Here is a 15,461-nt window from a genome sequence, read left to right as displayed (position 1 = left end):
CACGCGCGTCACCGTGTGTTCGTGCAGTACGACGCGGCCAGGCCCGCGTTGCATGCCTGCCGCTGCTGCTTCGAGTGCGCGCTTGTGCCCAGTACGTGGGTTCCTGCCATTGCGGCGAGGGCGAGGGCCACGATCAGGGCCTGGGCCCAGGCCATGCGCCAGGTACGGCGTACCACGGCTGCGAGCGCCGTCACCGCGGCGAGCGCGGCCACCATACCCATCTTCTGGACGTAGGGGCCGACGCGCGGGCCGACGTACTGCGGGTCCCAGTTGAAGTAGGTGTCGCCCCACCAGGACAGGAAGATCACCGCGAGGGCCGCCAGTTCGGCGGTGGCCAGGGCTGCGGCGGCACAGCCGCCGGGGGTTCTCTCGGTCACCGGAGCATCGCAGCACCGTATTCTCCGGGGCACATGAGTACCCGTACTCAGCCGCCGCGGAATGTCGACCTGATCGACTCCACGATGCGGGCGGCCTGTTCGTCCGTCGCGAGGAAACGCTGGGCCGTGGCCGCCCGAACCTTGTCCTCGGTCCGGCCGTCCTTGATGGCCAGGCAGATACGCCGGGCGTTGCCGACGGCCGCGTCCTTGTCGGTGACGAGTTCCGGGGACAGAGCCTTCAGGTCACTCAGCAACAACTCCTCCTGGTCGGCGTCCGGTGACGGGATGACGTGCGCGGGTCCGCCTGTCACCACCTTGGACGCGTTCTCCGATTCCGAGGAACTGTCGTCCGTACCGCATGCCGTCAGCGTGGTGGCCATACCTGCTGTAGCAAGTAACGCAGTTGTAGTCCGCTTCATGTCTCTCCCCGCCCCGTGCGACACCGGATGCCGAGGATGGCGTCGTCCGAGGTTGACGCGTCGAGAGGTGACAGGCCACGGCCGCGAAGGATGCACTCGGGTGGCCGTTCGGAAGCGTCACCGCCACCCGATGGGGTCAGCGGCGGCAGGCGTCCAAGTTGCCCGCACGGACAGGTCCGAAGAGCGCTGCGCGATTCGTGCGGTACCTGAGCCCTGCGTCGAGGGCTGTAGGGGCCGTCCGGCTGTACCGGCACTCTGGACAGAACAGATTTGAACGTGTTCAAATAATTGAACGCGCGGGAGGCCGCGCAGAAGTTCCCGCCGGTATTGCGGCGGGTACCGCGGGGAGGAACTGTGGGGTCGGGGGCAGGCGTCATTGTCTTGGCGGTGTTCTTCTTCTATGTGCTGCTCATGGCACCCTTCTGCATCCTTGTTGGTTCGAGAACGTCCTCGGGCATGGGCTGGCTCATGTCAGTTCCCTTGATTGCCTTGCCCCTCGCCTTGTTGGTCGGCTTCCTGATTCCCTGAGTTGCTGGAGTTCCGGTCATCTGCTTGCCCGACGGTCATCCGGGTGTCAGTGACCGTAATGAGGTGTGCGGCGACCCTGAGGTAGTCACCGGTCAGCTCCGCCAGGAATTCCGTCGGTTCGGTCGGCGGACCTCGGTCTGGTGGTTGGCACGCCGACGTCGTCGCGACGCTCCCTGGGGTGCTGGGGATCCAGTTGCCCTTGGGCAGGGTCGCGAGGTCATGCGGCTCGCCCCACGGGGCCGTGCCCGGGTGCCCGGCACGGCGGCCGTTGTTCAACGGCGTTGCTTCCCTGCACCCTCACGCGATACGGCAACGGTTCCTGGTCGAGACGGCGTGCTTGATCGCCGTTCCACAGGGCTGGACGCTGAGCCGGCACAACCTAACCCCGAGCGATGCCGGCAGATGCGCGACGAACACAGCGCGCGTGAGCACCGCTTGGGGCACTTCAGTGCCAAGCGGGTCCCGGTCAGGCTGCCGGGGCGGTCAGGACGGCCTTGGCCGCCAGCCGGAGATTCCTGATCATTGGATTCGGGTCGCCCTTGCGGCTGACCAGGACGACCTGGCTCGGGGGAGCGCCCTCGATCGGGACGGTGACGAGGTCGGGACGCAGTGAGCTACGCCGATCGCCGACCGGTAGCACGGCGATCGCCCTGCCGCTCGCGACGAGTTCGAGCTTGTCCTCGTAGCTCTCGATCGGCGGCACGTCGGCCCCGAGGATCCGGTAGGAAGTCCAGTCCGCGGTCTCGAACGCGCACGGCGCCGCCTTCTCGCCGGCCAGTTCTTCCGCGGTCACCGACGTGCGGTCGGCCAAGGGATGGCCGCGCGGGACCACGAGCATCCGGGGCTCCTCGTACAGCGGCGTGGTGAACACGTCGTCGGCGGCGAGCGGCAGTGGGGCCCGCGCGATCAGGGCGTCGACGCGCTTGTCGGACAGCGCCCTGACGTCGCGGCAGCTCAGATGCCGGGTGGCGATCTCGGCGTCCGGGTAACGGCGGCGCAGTTCCCGTACGGCGGCAGTAATCACCAGGTCTTCGACGTAGCCGATGGCGATTCGTTCGGTCTGGGTCTGTTCACGCACGGCCAGCTCGGCCTGGCGGGCGGCCTGCAGCAGGGCTTGGGCCCGGGGGAGGAACCTCTGGCCGGCTGGAGTGAGCCGGGTGCCCTGGGGTGTGCGGTCCAGCAGTCGTGTGTCGAGATATTTCTCGAGCCGTTGGATCTGGCGGCTCAGCGCCGGCTGGGCCACGTGCAAGTCGGCGGCGGCTCGGCCGAAGTGCTGGTGCGTCGCCACCACGGTGAAGTAGCGCACCAGCCGCAGTTCCAGGTCCTGTCCGAGATCGTTCACCCTTCCAGCGTAGGCGTCATGCCGTTTCGGAATGACCAGGTTGCCGAACCGGTCTTGGACGGCCATGCCGTCCTGGGCCTTGACTGAAGGAGCAACGTTTCCCCAAGAAAGCGACAGGCGCGATGAAGGCGATCCAGTTCCACGAAGCGGGCGGGCCGGAAGTTCTGCAGTATGACGAGGTGCCGGTTCCCGAGATCGGCCCGGGCGAGGTGCTCGTCCGGGTGCACGCGGCGGGCATCAACCCGCCGGACTGGTACCTGCGTGAGGGGATGAAGGTCATGCCGGCCGAGATGAGGCCGGCGCTGGAGTTCCCCCTGATCCCCGGAACGGACATGTCGGGCGTGGTCCAGGCAGTCGCTCCGGACGTGCTGGGGTTCGCCGTCGGTGACGAGGTCTTCGGCATGCTGCGGTTCCCCGGATTCGACGGCCGGACGTACGCCGAGTACGTGGCCGCGCCGGCTTCGGACCTGGCTCACAAGCCGGCCGGTATCGACCACGTGCAGGCGGCTGGGGCGCCGATGGCCGTGCTTACGGCCTGGCAGTACCTGGTTGATCTCGGCCACGACGTGCCGTCTGTTTTCACCGGCCAGGTGCACCAGCCGGTGCCGATCACGCCAGGGATGACCGTGCTGGTCAACGGGGCCGCCGGTGGAGTGGGCCACTTCGCGGTGCAGCTGGCGAAATGGAAGGGGGCACACGTCATCGCGGTGGCCTCGGGCCGGCACGAGCAGTTTTTGCGCAAGCTCGGCGCCGATGAGTTCATCGACTACACCAGGACGCAGGCCGCGGACGTGGTCAGCGGTGTCGACCTGGTGATCGACACCGTCGGTGGCCCGGACAGCTCACGCTTCCTGACCGTGCTCAGGCGTGGCGGCACCATGCTTCCGGTGTTCTTCGCCCAGTACGACCCGGAAGAGACGGCGAGTCTGGGCATCTCAGTCTCGAACATTCAGGTGCGTTCCAACGGCCCCCAGCTCGCCGAGATCGGGCGCCTGTTCGACGAGGGCAAGCTCCAGGTCGGGGTGGACAGCACCTACCCGCTGCCCGAGGCGGGCAGCGCGCACACGCGAGCCGCGCAGGGCCACCTCCAAGGCAAGATCGTGCTGACGGTGGTCTCGTGATCGCCGAACTCCAGCAGGCGGTGGCGAACTACGCCCACGCCCTGGACGAGCTGGATGTGCCCGAGCTGGAAGCGGTCCTGACCCAAGACACCACCTGGACCTTCACGATGCCCGGACAGGGAGTGCTCGGCCCGGTCGCCGGACGCGCGGCGGTGCTCGACTTTATCCGTGCCGGGCACACGGCCCAGACCGGAAGGGTGCGGCACCACCTGGGCAATGTCGTGGTCACGACGACGGACGCCGCCACCGCTGAGGTGCGGGCCTATCTGGTGCAGACGAGGAACACCGGCGAGAGCATCCAGATGATCTCGACCGGGGTCTACACGTTCGGCCTGTGCCGGTCCGACGGTGGGTGGCGGATCGCCGAGCTCACCCTGACGCTGGACAACGCCTTTTAGGGCGGGGCTAGGTGTATTGACCCGCAGCGGCGCGGTCGCTCGGCACGTCGCCGAACGCGGCGGCGATCTGCTTCAACGTCAGCAGCCAGGAGACCGCCAAGACGTTCGTGTCCTGCGTGCTCGGCAAACTCGGGCTTCGCGACCGCGTTCAGGTTGGTCGTGTACGCCTACCTCCGCGGGCTGGTGGTCTGATACGGGTCCGCACAGCGGCCGACCGTGCGGCATCGAGGTGTTCGCGTGGACGTATGGGTGAAGCGGCCGGACGGCGCCGGCTACGACGACGCTCCGCCCATGGCCAGCGCGGTTCGCGCCAGCCGGCGCAGCCAGGCGTGGGCGTGGTCGGTGTCGTAGCGCTGATGCCACGACAGGTATATCGGTGCCGACGGCAGTTCGAGCGGGAGGGGGAGCACGACCAGGCCGAGGTCGGCGACCGCGGAGCGCGTGGTGGCTTCGGGGACGCAGATCAGGAGATCGGAGCCCCGCGCGAACTCCAGCGCGGCCGCTTCCGTGGGCGCGGTCGCCACCACGCGGCGGGTGAGGCCGAGCTGTGCGAGGGCGTCGTCGAGGGCGTTGCTGAGGTTTCCACGTCGCGAGACGGTGACGTGCTCAGCGGCGGCGTACCGCTCTGCGGTGACGGTCCTGACGCGGGTGAGGGGGTGCCTCTGCCTCACGACGATGACGAGGCGGGTCTCGCCCACGTTCTCGGCACGGATGTCCGGTGCGCTCGGCCGGTTGGCGTTCGCCTCCAGGTCGACCTCGCCGCGCCGCAACTCGGGGGTGTCGATGCTCGATTCCGCGACGAAGCGCAATCGCACGCCGGGCGCCTGTCCGCGCACGGCCGAGAGCAGTGCGGGGCCGCTCAGGGCGATCAGGGAATCATGCCAGCGGAGTGTGAAAGTGCGCTCCAACGTTGCCAGATCGAGTTCACGGCTCGGTGCCAGCACCCCCTGGACCTGGTGCAGCAGCTCGTGCACCTGTTCCCGGACGGCGGTCGCATACGGCGTCGGGGTCATCGTGCGGCCGGTGCGCACCAGGATCTGATCCCCGGTCGTGCGCCGGATTCGGCCCAGACTCCGGCTCATCGCGGGGGCGGTGACGTGCAGGCGCGCGGCCGCCCCGGCCACGCTTCCCTCCTCAAGCAGCGCGTCGAGCGCGGCGAGCAGGTTCAAATCCAATTGCATGTGAGTAATCCTAGCCGTGCTTAACATGCATTTGAAGTTAATCAAAGGGCTGGATACCTTCGAGACGAGAGCGCAGGACGGAACGCACAGCTTGGCCCGACCCGCCTCAATCACCCCTCCTCACACGGGAGTACCACCATGTCCGAAACGCTTCAGACCACTGACGTCGCCGCCTCCGACGCCGACCTGCTCGCCCAGACCGCGATCGCCGTCCGCGCGGCCGGTTCGGCGCTGCGCGAGCGCTTCGGCGAGGTGGTCCGCTACCGGACCCGCGATGAGCTGATGCGCGCGCTGGCCGCCAACGACGACACGGCCCTCGACATCCTGCGCCCCCGCCTCACGAGTCTGCGCCCGGACGCCGGCTGGGTGGAGGACGAGCTGGACGGCGGGGCGCTGCCGCCCGGCGAATGGTGGGTCGTGGATCCGGCCGAAGGCAACGTCAACCACCTGCACGCCCTGCCGGAGTGGGCAGTGACCGCCACCCTCGTGCGGGACAACCAGCCGGTACTCACCGCGGTCCACCTGCCGTTGACCGGCGAGACCTACACCGCGCTCACCGGCGCGGGCGCCCACGTCGACGGCCGGCCGCTGCACGTTTCCCCCACTGCGGACCTCGGCCTGAGCATCGTGGCCACCAGCCAGGCCCGGCCGGACGAGAACGAGAAGGTCGTGCGACGTGTCGGCTCCTCGATCACCGCGATGCTCCTCGACGCGCTCGTCGTCCGCACCGCCGTGCCCGCCACCCTGCACCTGGTGAACGTGGCCGCGGGCCGGATCGACGCCTTCTGGCAGTTCGCCGGTGCCCGCGCGGACCTGCTCCCCGGCGCGCTGCTCGTCACCGAGGCCGGCGGACAGATCTCCGACGCCGAAGGCAACCCGTGGACCCCGCAGAGCGAGAGCTTCCTGGCCGCCGCGCCCGGCATCCACGCCGAGGCCGTCGCCACGCTCTCCCACTGACCGCGCACCACAACCCGCACGCACGGAAGGACCAGCTCATCATGACCACGATCGCTGTACTCGGAAACGGCCGCGTCGGCGGCAACCTGGCCACCGCCCTCACCCGGGCCGGATACGAGGTGACCGTGGCGGACCGCACGCCGGGCGCCGCCGCCGACGCCGCCCGGGCAGCCCAGATCGTCATCAACGCCACCCCGGGAGCCGGCTCGCTGGACCGCCTCGCCGCCCTGCGCGAGGAACTGCGCGACAAGATCCTCGTCGATGTCTCCAACGCCACCGTCGACGGACCGGACGGACTGCCCGCCGACCTGATCTACCCCGGCTCAAGCCTCGCCGAGCAACTCCAGGAAGCGCTCCCCGAAACCAGCGTCGTCAAGACACTCAACACCATGCTCTTCCCCGTGATGACCGCGCCGGCCACGCTCACCCAGACACCAACCGCGTTCCTCTCCGGCGACGACCCGCAGGCCAAACAGACCGTTAGTGAACTGCTCACCGACCTCGGCTGGCGCAAGGAGTGGATCACCGATCTCGGCGGGATCCAGACCGCCCGCGCCACGGAAGCCGCAATACTGTTCGTACCACACGTGATCCGGTCCAGCGGCTTCGCACCCTTCGCGATCTCGATCGCCCGCTGACCCGCACCCAGCGCACCGCCGGGGCACGGCATGGCGCAGACGAAGTTCGACAAGCAGGTGGAAGAGACCGCCGAATCCCTCGCGTTCGGTATCGGCCGGTTCCTGGCCGGGCGCCCCATGGACGGGTGAAGCGGACCGACGCGACGTTCTGGCGCTCGGGTACCCGCATCCTGCCGAAAGTCGAAGGCCGCATGAGGTGTTCCTCCTACCTGGCCGGGTGGCAGCGCCTGGCCTTCTGGATGACCTGGCTCGCAGCGGCGGGGGAGGGCGCCCAGCTGGTCGGCAGGCACCCGGACACCAGCTGGCAGATGGCCCAGGATCTGTGGGAGAACCGGGACCAGGCCCTCGCCGCGCTGGAGACCGGCGGCATCGGCGCGGCCTCCGCGTTGACCGTCGGCGGTGTCACGTACGGGCTGCTGACCCGCAAGCGCCGGGAGCTGCGTGAGTGGGTCTTCCCGCTGCATGAGGCGCTCGCGCTGGCGCTCAGGCTGCCGGAGCAGACCGACCCGCGCCGCTACCTCCACATCTCGAAGAACTTCTCCGAGGACGCCGCAGAGATACGCGTCGACGTGCCGGGGCACCTGGACTTCTCCAAGGACCTGATCGCCGGCCTCACCACGCAGAAGCTCGCACTGGAGGGCGTGACGTTCTCCTGGCACGTGGCCGGCCGCGAGAGATACGTGATGGTGAAGAAGACCCGCAAGCCCCCGGCGAAGGCCCTGCTGAAGGACCCTAAAGACCCGGGAGATGATGGCCGAGGCCAAGGAGTCCGCACCCGTCATCGGCGTCGGATCCGGCGGCAAGGCGGTCTCCGTCGACCTGGACGCCGACTCCCCGCATGTCCTGATCTCCGCAGGCACCGGTGGCGGCAAGTCGACCATCCTGGCACCATCACCTGCCAGTCCGGGGTCACGTTCTTGATCTTGTCCGGGCAGAGGGTGTTTCTGGGAATCGTGCTGCGTCGGGGATCCGGCGCGTGCGGAGGCCGACGTCGGGCTGCAGAGTTCCCCGATGAACCCCCAGTGGGCGCTGTCGAATCGTCAGGGCCGGATGGGGAGGTTGGCCTCCCATCCGTCGAGGAGTCGTTCGAGTCCCAGTTGGAAACCGCGCTCGGCGCCGTCGGCCGCGTGGGGAAGTTCGGCATCACGAATGACCCGGGCGAGGAGTGGATGGCGCCCGGCCTTGACGACTTTGTCAAGGTAGGGCGCGTGGGCGTCCATCCATTGCTGGATGCCGACTCCGGAGCGCCGGACGGCTTCCTGTTGGGCGAGCTCGCCGATGGCGTAGCCGCGGACGAAGGCATGCAGTGTGTCGACGACGGTGATCATGACGTCGATGTCGAAGCCGAGGGGATCGAGGGCGGCGAGTGCGTGTTCGGTGGCATCGAGGGAGTTCGGCCCAAGGGATGGGCGCCCTGCCGCGATGGAGGCCATCCAGGGATGCCGGTGGATGGTGGCCCGGGAGCGATGGGCCAGTGTCCGCAAGTCGCCGCGCCAGTCGCCGGTAGGGGCAGGCAGCCCGCCGTCTTCGGCCACTACGGCGTCGAGCATGAGGTCGAGCAGGTCGTCTTTGGAAGCCAGGTAGCGGTAGAGCGAGGCCGTGCCCGTTCCCAGTTCCTTGGCGACGCGCCGCATGGACAGTGCCTCGATGCCCTCGGCGTCGGCGATCGCGATGGCGGCGGCGGTGATCTCCGCCCGGGTGCGTGAGGGTGCGGGGCCTTTCGCGGCCCGCTCCGGCCGGTTCCAGACCACCGTGTGAGCGTCGTCCATCGGGTTTCCCTCCTCGCTACTGCGCTCACTGTTCGCAGTAGTGCTATCGTAAGCGCCATTACTGCGAACACTGTATCCGAGTAGAGCGTGTCCAGCCGAAAGGGAAACCACCATGACCACTCCCGTCACGATCATCGGCGCCGGGCTCGGCGGCCTGACCCTCGCCCGGGTCCTGCACCTGCACGGCATCCCCGCGACCATCTACGAAGCCGAGACATCGGCGGACGCCCGCACGCAGGGCGGCCAGCTCGACATCCACGAGTACAACGGGCAGCTCGCCCTCGAAGCGGCCGGCCTCACCGACGAGTTCCGCGCGATCATCCACGAAGGCGGCGAGGCCGTGCGTGTGCTCGACCAGCACGGCGCGGTCCTGCTCGACCAGCCCGACGACGGCACGGGCGGGCGCCCCGAGGTGCTCCGCGGAGACCTGCGTCGGATCCTGCTCAACTCGCTGCCCGGCGAGATGATCCAGTGGGGACACAAAGTCACCAGTGTCCGCCCTCTCGGAGACGGAAGGCACGAGCTGAGGTTCGCCGACGGGCCGACCGTGACGACCGGCCTCCTCGTGGGCGCGGACGGCGCCTGGTCGAGGGTCCGGCCGCTGCTCTCCGACGCGAAGCCCGAGTACGTCGGCACGTCGTTCATCGAGACCTACCTGTACGACGCCGACCAGCGCCACCCCGCAGCGGCCAAGGCCGCAGGCGACGGTTCCCTGTTCGCCGTCACGGCCGGCAAGGGGATCCTTGGCCACCGAGAGGCCGACGCCGTTCTGCACACCTACGTCGCGCTCAATAAACCGCAGGACTGGATCGCCGCCGTCCTCGCCAGTCCCGAAACGGCGGCGGCCCAGGTCGCGGCAGAATTCGCCGGATGGGCGCCTGAACTCACCGCACTCATCACTGACGGGGAAACCGCCCTCGCCCCGCGCCCGATCAGCGCCCTGCCGATCGGCCACCGCTGGGACCGCGTTCCCGGAGTGACGCTGCTGGGCGACGCCGCCCACCTCATGTCACCGTTCGCCGGGGAGGGCGCCAACCTCGCCATGTTCGACGGCGCCGAACTCGGCAAAGCCATCGCCGCACATCCCGACGACATCGAAGCCGCCCTGGCAGAGTACGAGCAGGCCCTTTTTCCCCGCAGTGCCCAGTTCGCCGCCGAATCCGACAAGAACCACCAGCTGATCTTCGGCGACAACGCCCCCGCCAGCCTGCTCGACCTGCTCACCGGCCAGGAACCGACCGAGTGAGCCCCGCCACGAGACCACTGCGAACGTGATCTCACTCGGAACGCTCGCGTTGCTGCGCCACCCCGACCAGCTCGCGCTGGTGCGCGACGATCCGAGAGCGGTCGAAGACGCGGTGGAGGAGTTGCCGCGCTTCACCTCGGTCCTGCACGCCGGCTTCGTCCGGGTAGCTGTCGAGGACACCACCATCGGCGGGCACCTGGTCCGGCGTGGCGAACACGTGGTTACCTCGTTGCCCGCGGCGAACCGCGATCCGGCGCTGCTGGATGACGGAGACGACCTCGACGTCACCCGTGGCCGCTGTCCGCATGTTGCCTTCGGCCATGGCATCCACCACTGCCTCGGCGCGACTTTGGCTCGCCTCGAACTACAGCTGGCGCTTGCGGCATTGCTGCAGCGGTTCCCCGGGTTGCGCCTCGCCGACCCCGCCGCCAGACCCGCCTTCAAGCACCGTGCACTGATCTACGGTCTGCGATCCCTGTCCATAACCTGGTGACCATCCTGGAAGGAACAACCGTTGACCATCGACGAGCGGTCCAACGCCGTGCTACTGGCCGAGGACGACTTTCCTGACCACCAGCAGGTGGTGCAACGGTTCGGCGACCTCGCACCGGACGGCACGACAAGCACGGTGGCGTTGTCGCGTCTGTTCGAGCATCCCCGGGTTGGCCTGCGCTTCTCGCGCTTCGACAAGCTCACGGCTGACGGCGGGTTCAACCCGTACCAGATCCTGTTTGTCGGCCAGCATGTTGAACGGCAGACGGCGTTCGGCAAAGTCGGCGCGACCGTCCGGATCGGCACCGGTATCCGCGCGATCGGACGGTCCTCGTACACTTACGGTCAAGGCATGTTCGTCGACGGGCACCTCGTCGCCACGGCTGAGGCCACCATCGTCCTCGCCGACAAGTCCGGGCCGATCACCTTGCCGGACGAACTGCGCGCCGACCTTGAGGAGCTGCAACTGCCTCAAACCAGTGCAGCAGTCGCGTCGAAACCCGACCCGCGTCGCCGCGAGCGGCAGTACTACCCAGCCGCTGCCACCGTCCACAGCCGCGTCGGGGACGTCGACCTCAACCGGCACGTCAACTACATCGCCCAACTGGGCTGGTACGACGAGGCGATCGCGTCTTATGCACACCGTCTGCTGGGAGACGACGCTGCCAGGAAGCTCCCCCGGTACCTCCCTTGGCGCTACCGCGTGACCTACCTCGGCGAAGTCCTTCACCCTCGCTCCTACGACATCGGGATCGCCGTCAGCGGACACGACGAGCACACCGTGCACTACGAACTGGGACTGTTCGACGGTGGACAGTGCCTGGGCACCGCGGACGCCGCCGCACCACGCGGCAAGCTTTCCGCCACCGCACTCGCCCGGTCCCGCCAATGGATCAGCTCGTGAATTCGCCGTCGCTGATGACCGGTACGCGCTCACCGTTCCAGAACACAAGTCGATCAAGCCGCAGGCAAGAGAGATCGTCGTCGGCCAGCCGATCAGAAACGCCCTGTCATGCCGCTGAGCACGCGACCGCCGAACGCACTCTCGTGCCGCGAACCGGTCGTTCGCCGATACGGCCTGGCCGCCGGGTCCGGTGGCCAGGCCGCAGGTTCGGACAAAGTGGAGCGTCGAGGTCTAGTGATCGCGGTCGGATCGACGAGTTTGGCCTCCAGGCCGGCGACGCGGTGGTCTTGGAAGCGCAGGTTGGAGCGAGCGGCCTTCAGGCGTTTCTCCAAGGTGCGGTTGTCGGTGGTGAGCTGACGAACGTTATCTCCGCGGTGATCCGCTGGATCGCGAACACGTTGCCGAGGGCGCCATCGCCAATGCCGTCGACGACCTGATGGACTCCAGCGCCGGCTCTCATTTGGCCGGACTGGCGGCCCCGAGCGGTGAACTCGTGCGTGACTTCGTCGATCTCCAGGAACAGCGTTGGCCGACTGGTTCCGGAGGCAGTTGGTGATCAGCAGAGGTGCCGATGTCGATGCCAAATGACGGCATCGTCCTGTACCAGATCGAGTTCACTCGGTGCCAGCACCTCCTGGACCTGGTGCAGCAGCTCGTGCACCTGCTTCCGGACGGCGATCGCATACGGCGTCGGGGTCTCACATGCAATTGGATTTGAATCTGCTCGCCGCGCTCGACGCGCTGCTGGAGGAGGGAAGTGTGGCCGGGGCGGCCGCTGCCGGCGGTTGAGGGCGAGCTGCCGTTCGAGACGTTCTGGTCGGCCGCTGCTCCTGCCGCAGCGGTCGATGCGCGGGTTTTGGCGCAACAGGTCGTGGACGGGATGCTCTTGGAGGGGCCGGACGTCGCCAGCCCGCGGGCCGGCGGAAGTTAGTCCGTCGGTGTCCCTGTGCGGCTGTGGGTCGGCAAGAGCGCCACCGCCTGCGGTCCCCACCAGGCCAGCGCGGGCGTCGGCGGAATCACCGTGACGGTCACAGTGGAGCGTCGGAAGCCTCCCGCCGTCGGGGGTGGGTAGGACGGATGAAGCCCCAGCCGGTGGGTGCATGGCTGGGGCTTCTTCGTGTCCGGTGATTACACGGGGCGGATGTTCTCCGCCTGCGGGCCCTTCTGGCCCTGCGTGATGTCGAACTCGACCTTCTGGCCTTCCTGGAGCTCGCGGAAGCCCTGGGTGGCGATGTTCGAGTAGTGGGCGAAGACGTCGGGGCCGCCGCCTTCCTGCTCGATGAAGCCGAAGCCCTTTTCCGCGTTGAACCACTTCACAGTGCCCTTGGCCATGTGTCTGTCTCCTTCGAGGGGACTTGTATCGGGTCCCGCACCGTGCGGGATCCGGAGGTGATCGCCCTGGTCCGGAGAGGCGTTGAACAGCAAAAACGCCCGTGATGGCGATCACGGGCGAACGGGACTTCGGAACCACGACTGCTGATCACGACGTTACACCGACTGGTGCCGGTCGGCCACAGAGAATCACGGAGGCAACGTGATTTGTGGGGCGGCGCCCGGTCGTGGCTGGAGCGGTCTCCCAAATGCACTTCGCCTGGGGCTGGGCGAGGCTGAGGTTATGGCTGAGCGTCGTGTGATCGTGTTCCCGCCCGTTGGGGGTGGTGGCCGGCGTGTCCAGGTCGACAGCGAGACGTTGGGCACCGCGTTCGGACTGCATGATCTGGCGGTGTTCCTGGAGCGTGCGGGCCTGGAGGGGTTGGACGTGGTGGACGTGGCGAACTCGCCGCTGATCGAGTGGCACGGAGGCGGTCCGGAGGTGTGGGAGGACTGAGCGTCCCGCCGTGGCGCCGGCGGCCGTCATCACCTGTTCGGCCCAGTGCTGTCGCTTGTGGACTGGGGTCCGCCGGCCAGGGGCCCCGGTTCCGCCGGCAAGCGGGCTTGCCCAGTTGGGCAGACCGGTTTGCCCAGCGGCGAGCCGGCGGTCACCAGGACATCGACCCCGGCGGGCGGCCGCACGGTCCAGGAGGAACACCCATCCGCAGGTCCTGCCCGGCTGTGGGACGTCCCTCTTGCCTGGTCAGGCGGTCGGCTCCAGCCGGACGCAGCAGCGGCCGGGGTCGGGCGCCAGGCATGCTTCGAGTCTGGTCTCGCCCATGCCCTCAAGGACACCGCGCAGCAGGTGGAGGTTCATGCCGCACACCGTCTCGGTGTGCTCACGAGCGAGCGTGTGGAACGGACAGTTGACAAGAACGATGGCGTCGCCCTCGCGCCGCGGCTCGAACCCGTACCGCTCCAGCAGGTCGACGACACCGGGACCGTCCTGCTTGCCCAAACGATCTCCCAGCTCCTGGGCCTTGCGGTGCAGCACGGTCCGCGCCGGTTCACCGGTTGCCTCGGATTCCTCCACGGCCTGGGCGAGCAGTCCGCCGGCGATCTCGTAGTGCCGCTCCGGCAGGCTGACGTACACCTGCGTCGCCGAACGTCGGTAGAGCTTGGCCGGCCTGCCCGCGCCTGGTCCTGCGCGCCCGCTGCGCCGCTCATAGACGACGTCGAGCAGGGATTCGTCGGCCAGTCGGTCCAGATGGAACGCCGCAGTCTGCCGCGCCAGGCCGAGAGCCGCTGCCGCTTCGTCGCGGCTGACCGGGCCCGGCTGGCGCACGACATGCTCGTACAACCTTTTGCGCGTCGGCTCGTCGAGAGCAGCGACGGCGGAGACGGCGGCGTCTTGTGCTTCCTTCGGCTGGTCCACGAACACCAGTGTAAAACCCATGGCCATTGACTAAAGAACGAGCGGGGTGCTTCTATCGTTAATGAAAGTTATCTATAGAAGGAGGGTGTCATGTCGTCCGCATCCATCACGTCCGCCCGCACCCGGCGGGCTGTGCTCGCAGACCCGGGCTACCAGGCCTTCCTGATCCTGCGCACCGGATTCGCCGTGGCCCCGGTGCTGTTCGGCCTGGACAAGTTCACCAACCTGCTCGTGGACTGGCCGGCCTACCTCGCGCCCTGGATCAACAACCTCGTCCCGGGCAGCGCCCAGGCCGCGATGTATGCCGTCGGTGTGATCGAGATCGTGGCAGGCATCGCCGTCGCCCTTGCGCCGCGCTTCGGAGGCTGGCTGGTGGCCGGATGGCTCGCCGGCATCATCGTCAACCTGCTGACCATCCCGGGCTACTACGACATCGCGCTGCGAGACTTCGGACTGCTCCTCGGCGCAGTCGCCCTCGCCAGGCTCGCCGAGCGCTACCAGGGCAAGCATCAGCCATCGTGAATACTCACCGACTCCGCCACCCGCCCGCCGCCCTGCTCCAAGGCCGGGCGGCGGTGCCCGGTGAGCCGGGACGCCTGGCTCGGGCCACCAGCTGCGATCCAGACAGTGCGGTCCCGGGATCGCGCAGCGGGCGCAGGATTCCGTCGGCCGGTGCGAAGGCGGTGAAGCTGTAGCGGTCCAGGACGTTCAGGTTTTCCTGTGCTTGAGCGGGGACGGCCGGGCCACGTCCTCATCCTTGATCTCGCGGCCCTCGGCGCGGAACCGGGCGAGGGCGGCATCGACATTCGTCGATGAGCCGACCACCCACCTGAGGCGCCGAGCAGGGCCTGCTCGGCGTAGTACACCGGCGGGCCTCCTCACGGCCGGCGGCGAGATCGGAGACTGCCTGGTGGACGAGCGGCTGGTCGACCAGGCCAAGTCGCTTGCCCGCCGTCGACCACGCCTGGCGGCGGGGAGGCGATCAGCTCGAGAATCCGACCGGAGGAGATCCATACGGGGTAGCGGGCGACATCGGGTTCGATCGTCGACCGACCGACTCGAGCCCGGGTTCTGCAGGCGAAGCTGTCCCGCTCCAGGCCGATGTCCCGGGCCCCGGGGACGGTGAGGGCGTGGCTCCAGCCGCCGGGGTCCGCGAACAGATCGGGGATGGTCCGCCGCACGAGGCTGGCTCGGAATTTCCTGTACCGGCTCGGCTTCGCCACGGCAGGCCCAGAAAGAGCAGCCGTTGACCACCCCGTTCTCCGGTTGCTCCGCAGCGGTTCGGGCGTCCAGTTGCTGTCGGCGGGCGACGCGGCAGTGACGTGGTCGATCGGGGCCTGGGT

Annotated in this window: 17 protein-coding genes and 1 pseudogene; 10 read left to right on the top strand and 8 right to left on the bottom strand. The window is 68.3% G+C overall.

Features of this window, described 5'->3' with window-relative positions; all coding sequences use genetic code 11:
• Positions 1-8: 8 nt before the first annotated feature.
• Both IPZ69_RS20805 and IPZ69_RS20800 read right to left on the bottom strand, forming a co-directional pair.
• Positions 9-377 (bottom strand): DUF6234 family protein, encoded by a 369-nt coding sequence (locus IPZ69_RS20805; protein ID WP_235455692.1) that lies wholly within the window; start codon positions 375-377, stop codon positions 9-11.
• 47 nt (positions 378-424) lie between these two features.
• Complete coding sequence (locus IPZ69_RS20800; RefSeq protein ID WP_235455691.1) at positions 425-757, bottom strand: hypothetical protein; 333 nt, start codon at positions 755-757, stop codon at positions 425-427.
• A 426-nt stretch (positions 758-1,183) separates the two neighbouring features.
• Between IPZ69_RS20800 and IPZ69_RS20795 the strand changes: the two genes are divergently transcribed.
• Positions 1,184-1,324 (top strand): hypothetical protein, encoded by a 141-nt coding sequence (locus IPZ69_RS20795; protein ID WP_235455690.1) that lies wholly within the window; start codon positions 1,184-1,186, stop codon positions 1,322-1,324.
• 466 nt (positions 1,325-1,790) lie between these two features.
• Here IPZ69_RS20795 and IPZ69_RS20790 read toward each other — a convergent pair whose 3' ends face one another.
• On the bottom strand, positions 1,791-2,666 hold the full coding sequence (locus tag IPZ69_RS20790; protein ID WP_235455689.1) for a LysR family transcriptional regulator: 876 nt from the start codon (positions 2,664-2,666) through the stop codon (positions 1,791-1,793).
• A 122-nt stretch (positions 2,667-2,788) separates the two neighbouring features.
• Between IPZ69_RS20790 and IPZ69_RS20785 the strand changes: the two genes are divergently transcribed.
• Together IPZ69_RS20785 and IPZ69_RS20780 are read left to right on the top strand one after the other, a co-directional pair.
• Positions 2,789-3,787: an NADP-dependent oxidoreductase gene (locus tag IPZ69_RS20785; RefSeq protein WP_235455688.1), complete on the top strand. Its 999-nt coding sequence runs from the start codon at positions 2,789-2,791 to the stop codon at positions 3,785-3,787.
• On the top strand, positions 3,784-4,185 hold the full coding sequence (locus IPZ69_RS20780) for a nuclear transport factor 2 family protein (protein WP_235455687.1): 402 nt from the start codon (positions 3,784-3,786) through the stop codon (positions 4,183-4,185). Before IPZ69_RS20785 ends, IPZ69_RS20780 begins: the two co-directional genes overlap by 4 nt.
• Positions 4,186-4,457: 272 nt before the next feature.
• On the opposite strand, the gene IPZ69_RS20775 is transcribed toward IPZ69_RS20780, so the two are convergent.
• Positions 4,458-5,366 carry a LysR family transcriptional regulator gene (locus IPZ69_RS20775; protein ID WP_235455686.1) on the bottom strand — a complete coding sequence of 303 codons (909 nt, stop codon included), beginning with the start codon at positions 5,364-5,366 and terminating at the stop codon, positions 4,458-4,460.
• A 138-nt stretch (positions 5,367-5,504) separates the two neighbouring features.
• Here IPZ69_RS20775 and IPZ69_RS20770 point away from each other — a divergent pair, with 138 nt between their 5' ends.
• Both IPZ69_RS20770 and IPZ69_RS20765 read left to right on the top strand, forming a co-directional pair.
• On the top strand, positions 5,505-6,323 hold the full coding sequence (locus IPZ69_RS20770; RefSeq protein WP_235455685.1) for a 3'(2'),5'-bisphosphate nucleotidase CysQ: 819 nt from the start codon (positions 5,505-5,507) through the stop codon (positions 6,321-6,323).
• A 41-nt stretch (positions 6,324-6,364) separates the two neighbouring features.
• The gene (locus tag IPZ69_RS20765) at positions 6,365-6,961 is read left to right on the top strand and encodes an NADPH-dependent F420 reductase (protein WP_235455682.1); all 597 of its coding nucleotides are present in this window, start codon (positions 6,365-6,367) and stop codon (positions 6,959-6,961) included.
• A 1,040-nt stretch (positions 6,962-8,001) separates the two neighbouring features.
• On the opposite strand, the gene IPZ69_RS20760 is transcribed toward IPZ69_RS20765, so the two are convergent.
• Entirely contained in the window at positions 8,002-8,595 is a 594-nt protein-coding gene (locus IPZ69_RS20760) for a TetR/AcrR family transcriptional regulator C-terminal domain-containing protein (RefSeq protein ID WP_235455765.1), read from the bottom strand.
• A gap of 247 nt (positions 8,596-8,842) precedes the next feature.
• Here IPZ69_RS20760 and IPZ69_RS20755 point away from each other — a divergent pair, with 247 nt between their 5' ends.
• The 3 genes from IPZ69_RS20755 to IPZ69_RS20745 are packed head-to-tail and all read left to right on the top strand — an operon-like array spanning position 8,843 to position 11,372.
• A complete protein-coding gene (locus tag IPZ69_RS20755) occupies positions 8,843-9,976 on the top strand; it encodes an FAD-dependent oxidoreductase (protein ID WP_235455680.1) in 1,134 nt (377 codons plus the stop codon).
• A 25-nt stretch (positions 9,977-10,001) separates the two neighbouring features.
• Positions 10,002-10,469 (top strand): cytochrome P450, encoded by a 468-nt coding sequence (locus tag IPZ69_RS20750; protein WP_235455679.1) that lies wholly within the window; start codon positions 10,002-10,004, stop codon positions 10,467-10,469.
• Positions 10,470-10,490: 21 nt separating this feature from the next.
• The gene (locus IPZ69_RS20745; RefSeq protein WP_235455678.1) at positions 10,491-11,372 is read left to right on the top strand and encodes an acyl-ACP thioesterase domain-containing protein; all 882 of its coding nucleotides are present in this window, start codon (positions 10,491-10,493) and stop codon (positions 11,370-11,372) included.
• A gap of 1,128 nt (positions 11,373-12,500) precedes the next feature.
• Here IPZ69_RS20745 and IPZ69_RS20735 read toward each other — a convergent pair.
• On the bottom strand, positions 12,501-12,704 hold the full coding sequence (locus IPZ69_RS20735; RefSeq protein WP_235455677.1) for a cold-shock protein: 204 nt from the start codon (positions 12,702-12,704) through the stop codon (positions 12,501-12,503).
• Positions 12,705-12,987: 283 nt separating this feature from the next.
• On the opposite strand from IPZ69_RS20735, the gene IPZ69_RS20730 reads away from it, so the two are divergent.
• Positions 12,988-13,200, top strand: coding sequence for a hypothetical protein (locus tag IPZ69_RS20730; RefSeq protein WP_235455676.1), 213 nt, complete (start codon positions 12,988-12,990; stop codon positions 13,198-13,200).
• Between the two features lie 246 nt (positions 13,201-13,446).
• Here the strand turns inward: IPZ69_RS20730 and IPZ69_RS20725 are convergent, their stop codons facing one another.
• Positions 13,447-14,124: a helix-turn-helix transcriptional regulator gene (locus IPZ69_RS20725; RefSeq protein ID WP_374293578.1), complete on the bottom strand. Its 678-nt coding sequence runs from the start codon at positions 14,122-14,124 to the stop codon at positions 13,447-13,449.
• A gap of 84 nt (positions 14,125-14,208) precedes the next feature.
• Here IPZ69_RS20725 and IPZ69_RS20720 point away from each other — a divergent pair, with 84 nt between their 5' ends.
• Positions 14,209-14,640: a DoxX family membrane protein gene (locus tag IPZ69_RS20720; RefSeq protein WP_235455674.1), complete on the top strand. Its 432-nt coding sequence runs from the start codon at positions 14,209-14,211 to the stop codon at positions 14,638-14,640.
• A gap of 355 nt (positions 14,641-14,995) precedes the next feature.
• Here IPZ69_RS20720 and IPZ69_RS20715 read toward each other — a convergent pair.
• Positions 14,996-15,299: pseudogene (locus IPZ69_RS20715) on the bottom strand (DNA cytosine methyltransferase); the annotation flags it as partial.
• Between the last annotated feature and the right edge of the window lie 162 nt (positions 15,300-15,461).

It is taken from the genome of Streptomyces olivochromogenes (assembly GCF_021538895.1).
Taxonomy (GTDB): Bacteria; Actinomycetota; Actinomycetes; order Streptomycetales; family Streptomycetaceae; genus Streptomyces; species Streptomyces olivochromogenes_A.
This window is presented reverse-complemented; position numbering and strand designations above follow the sequence as displayed.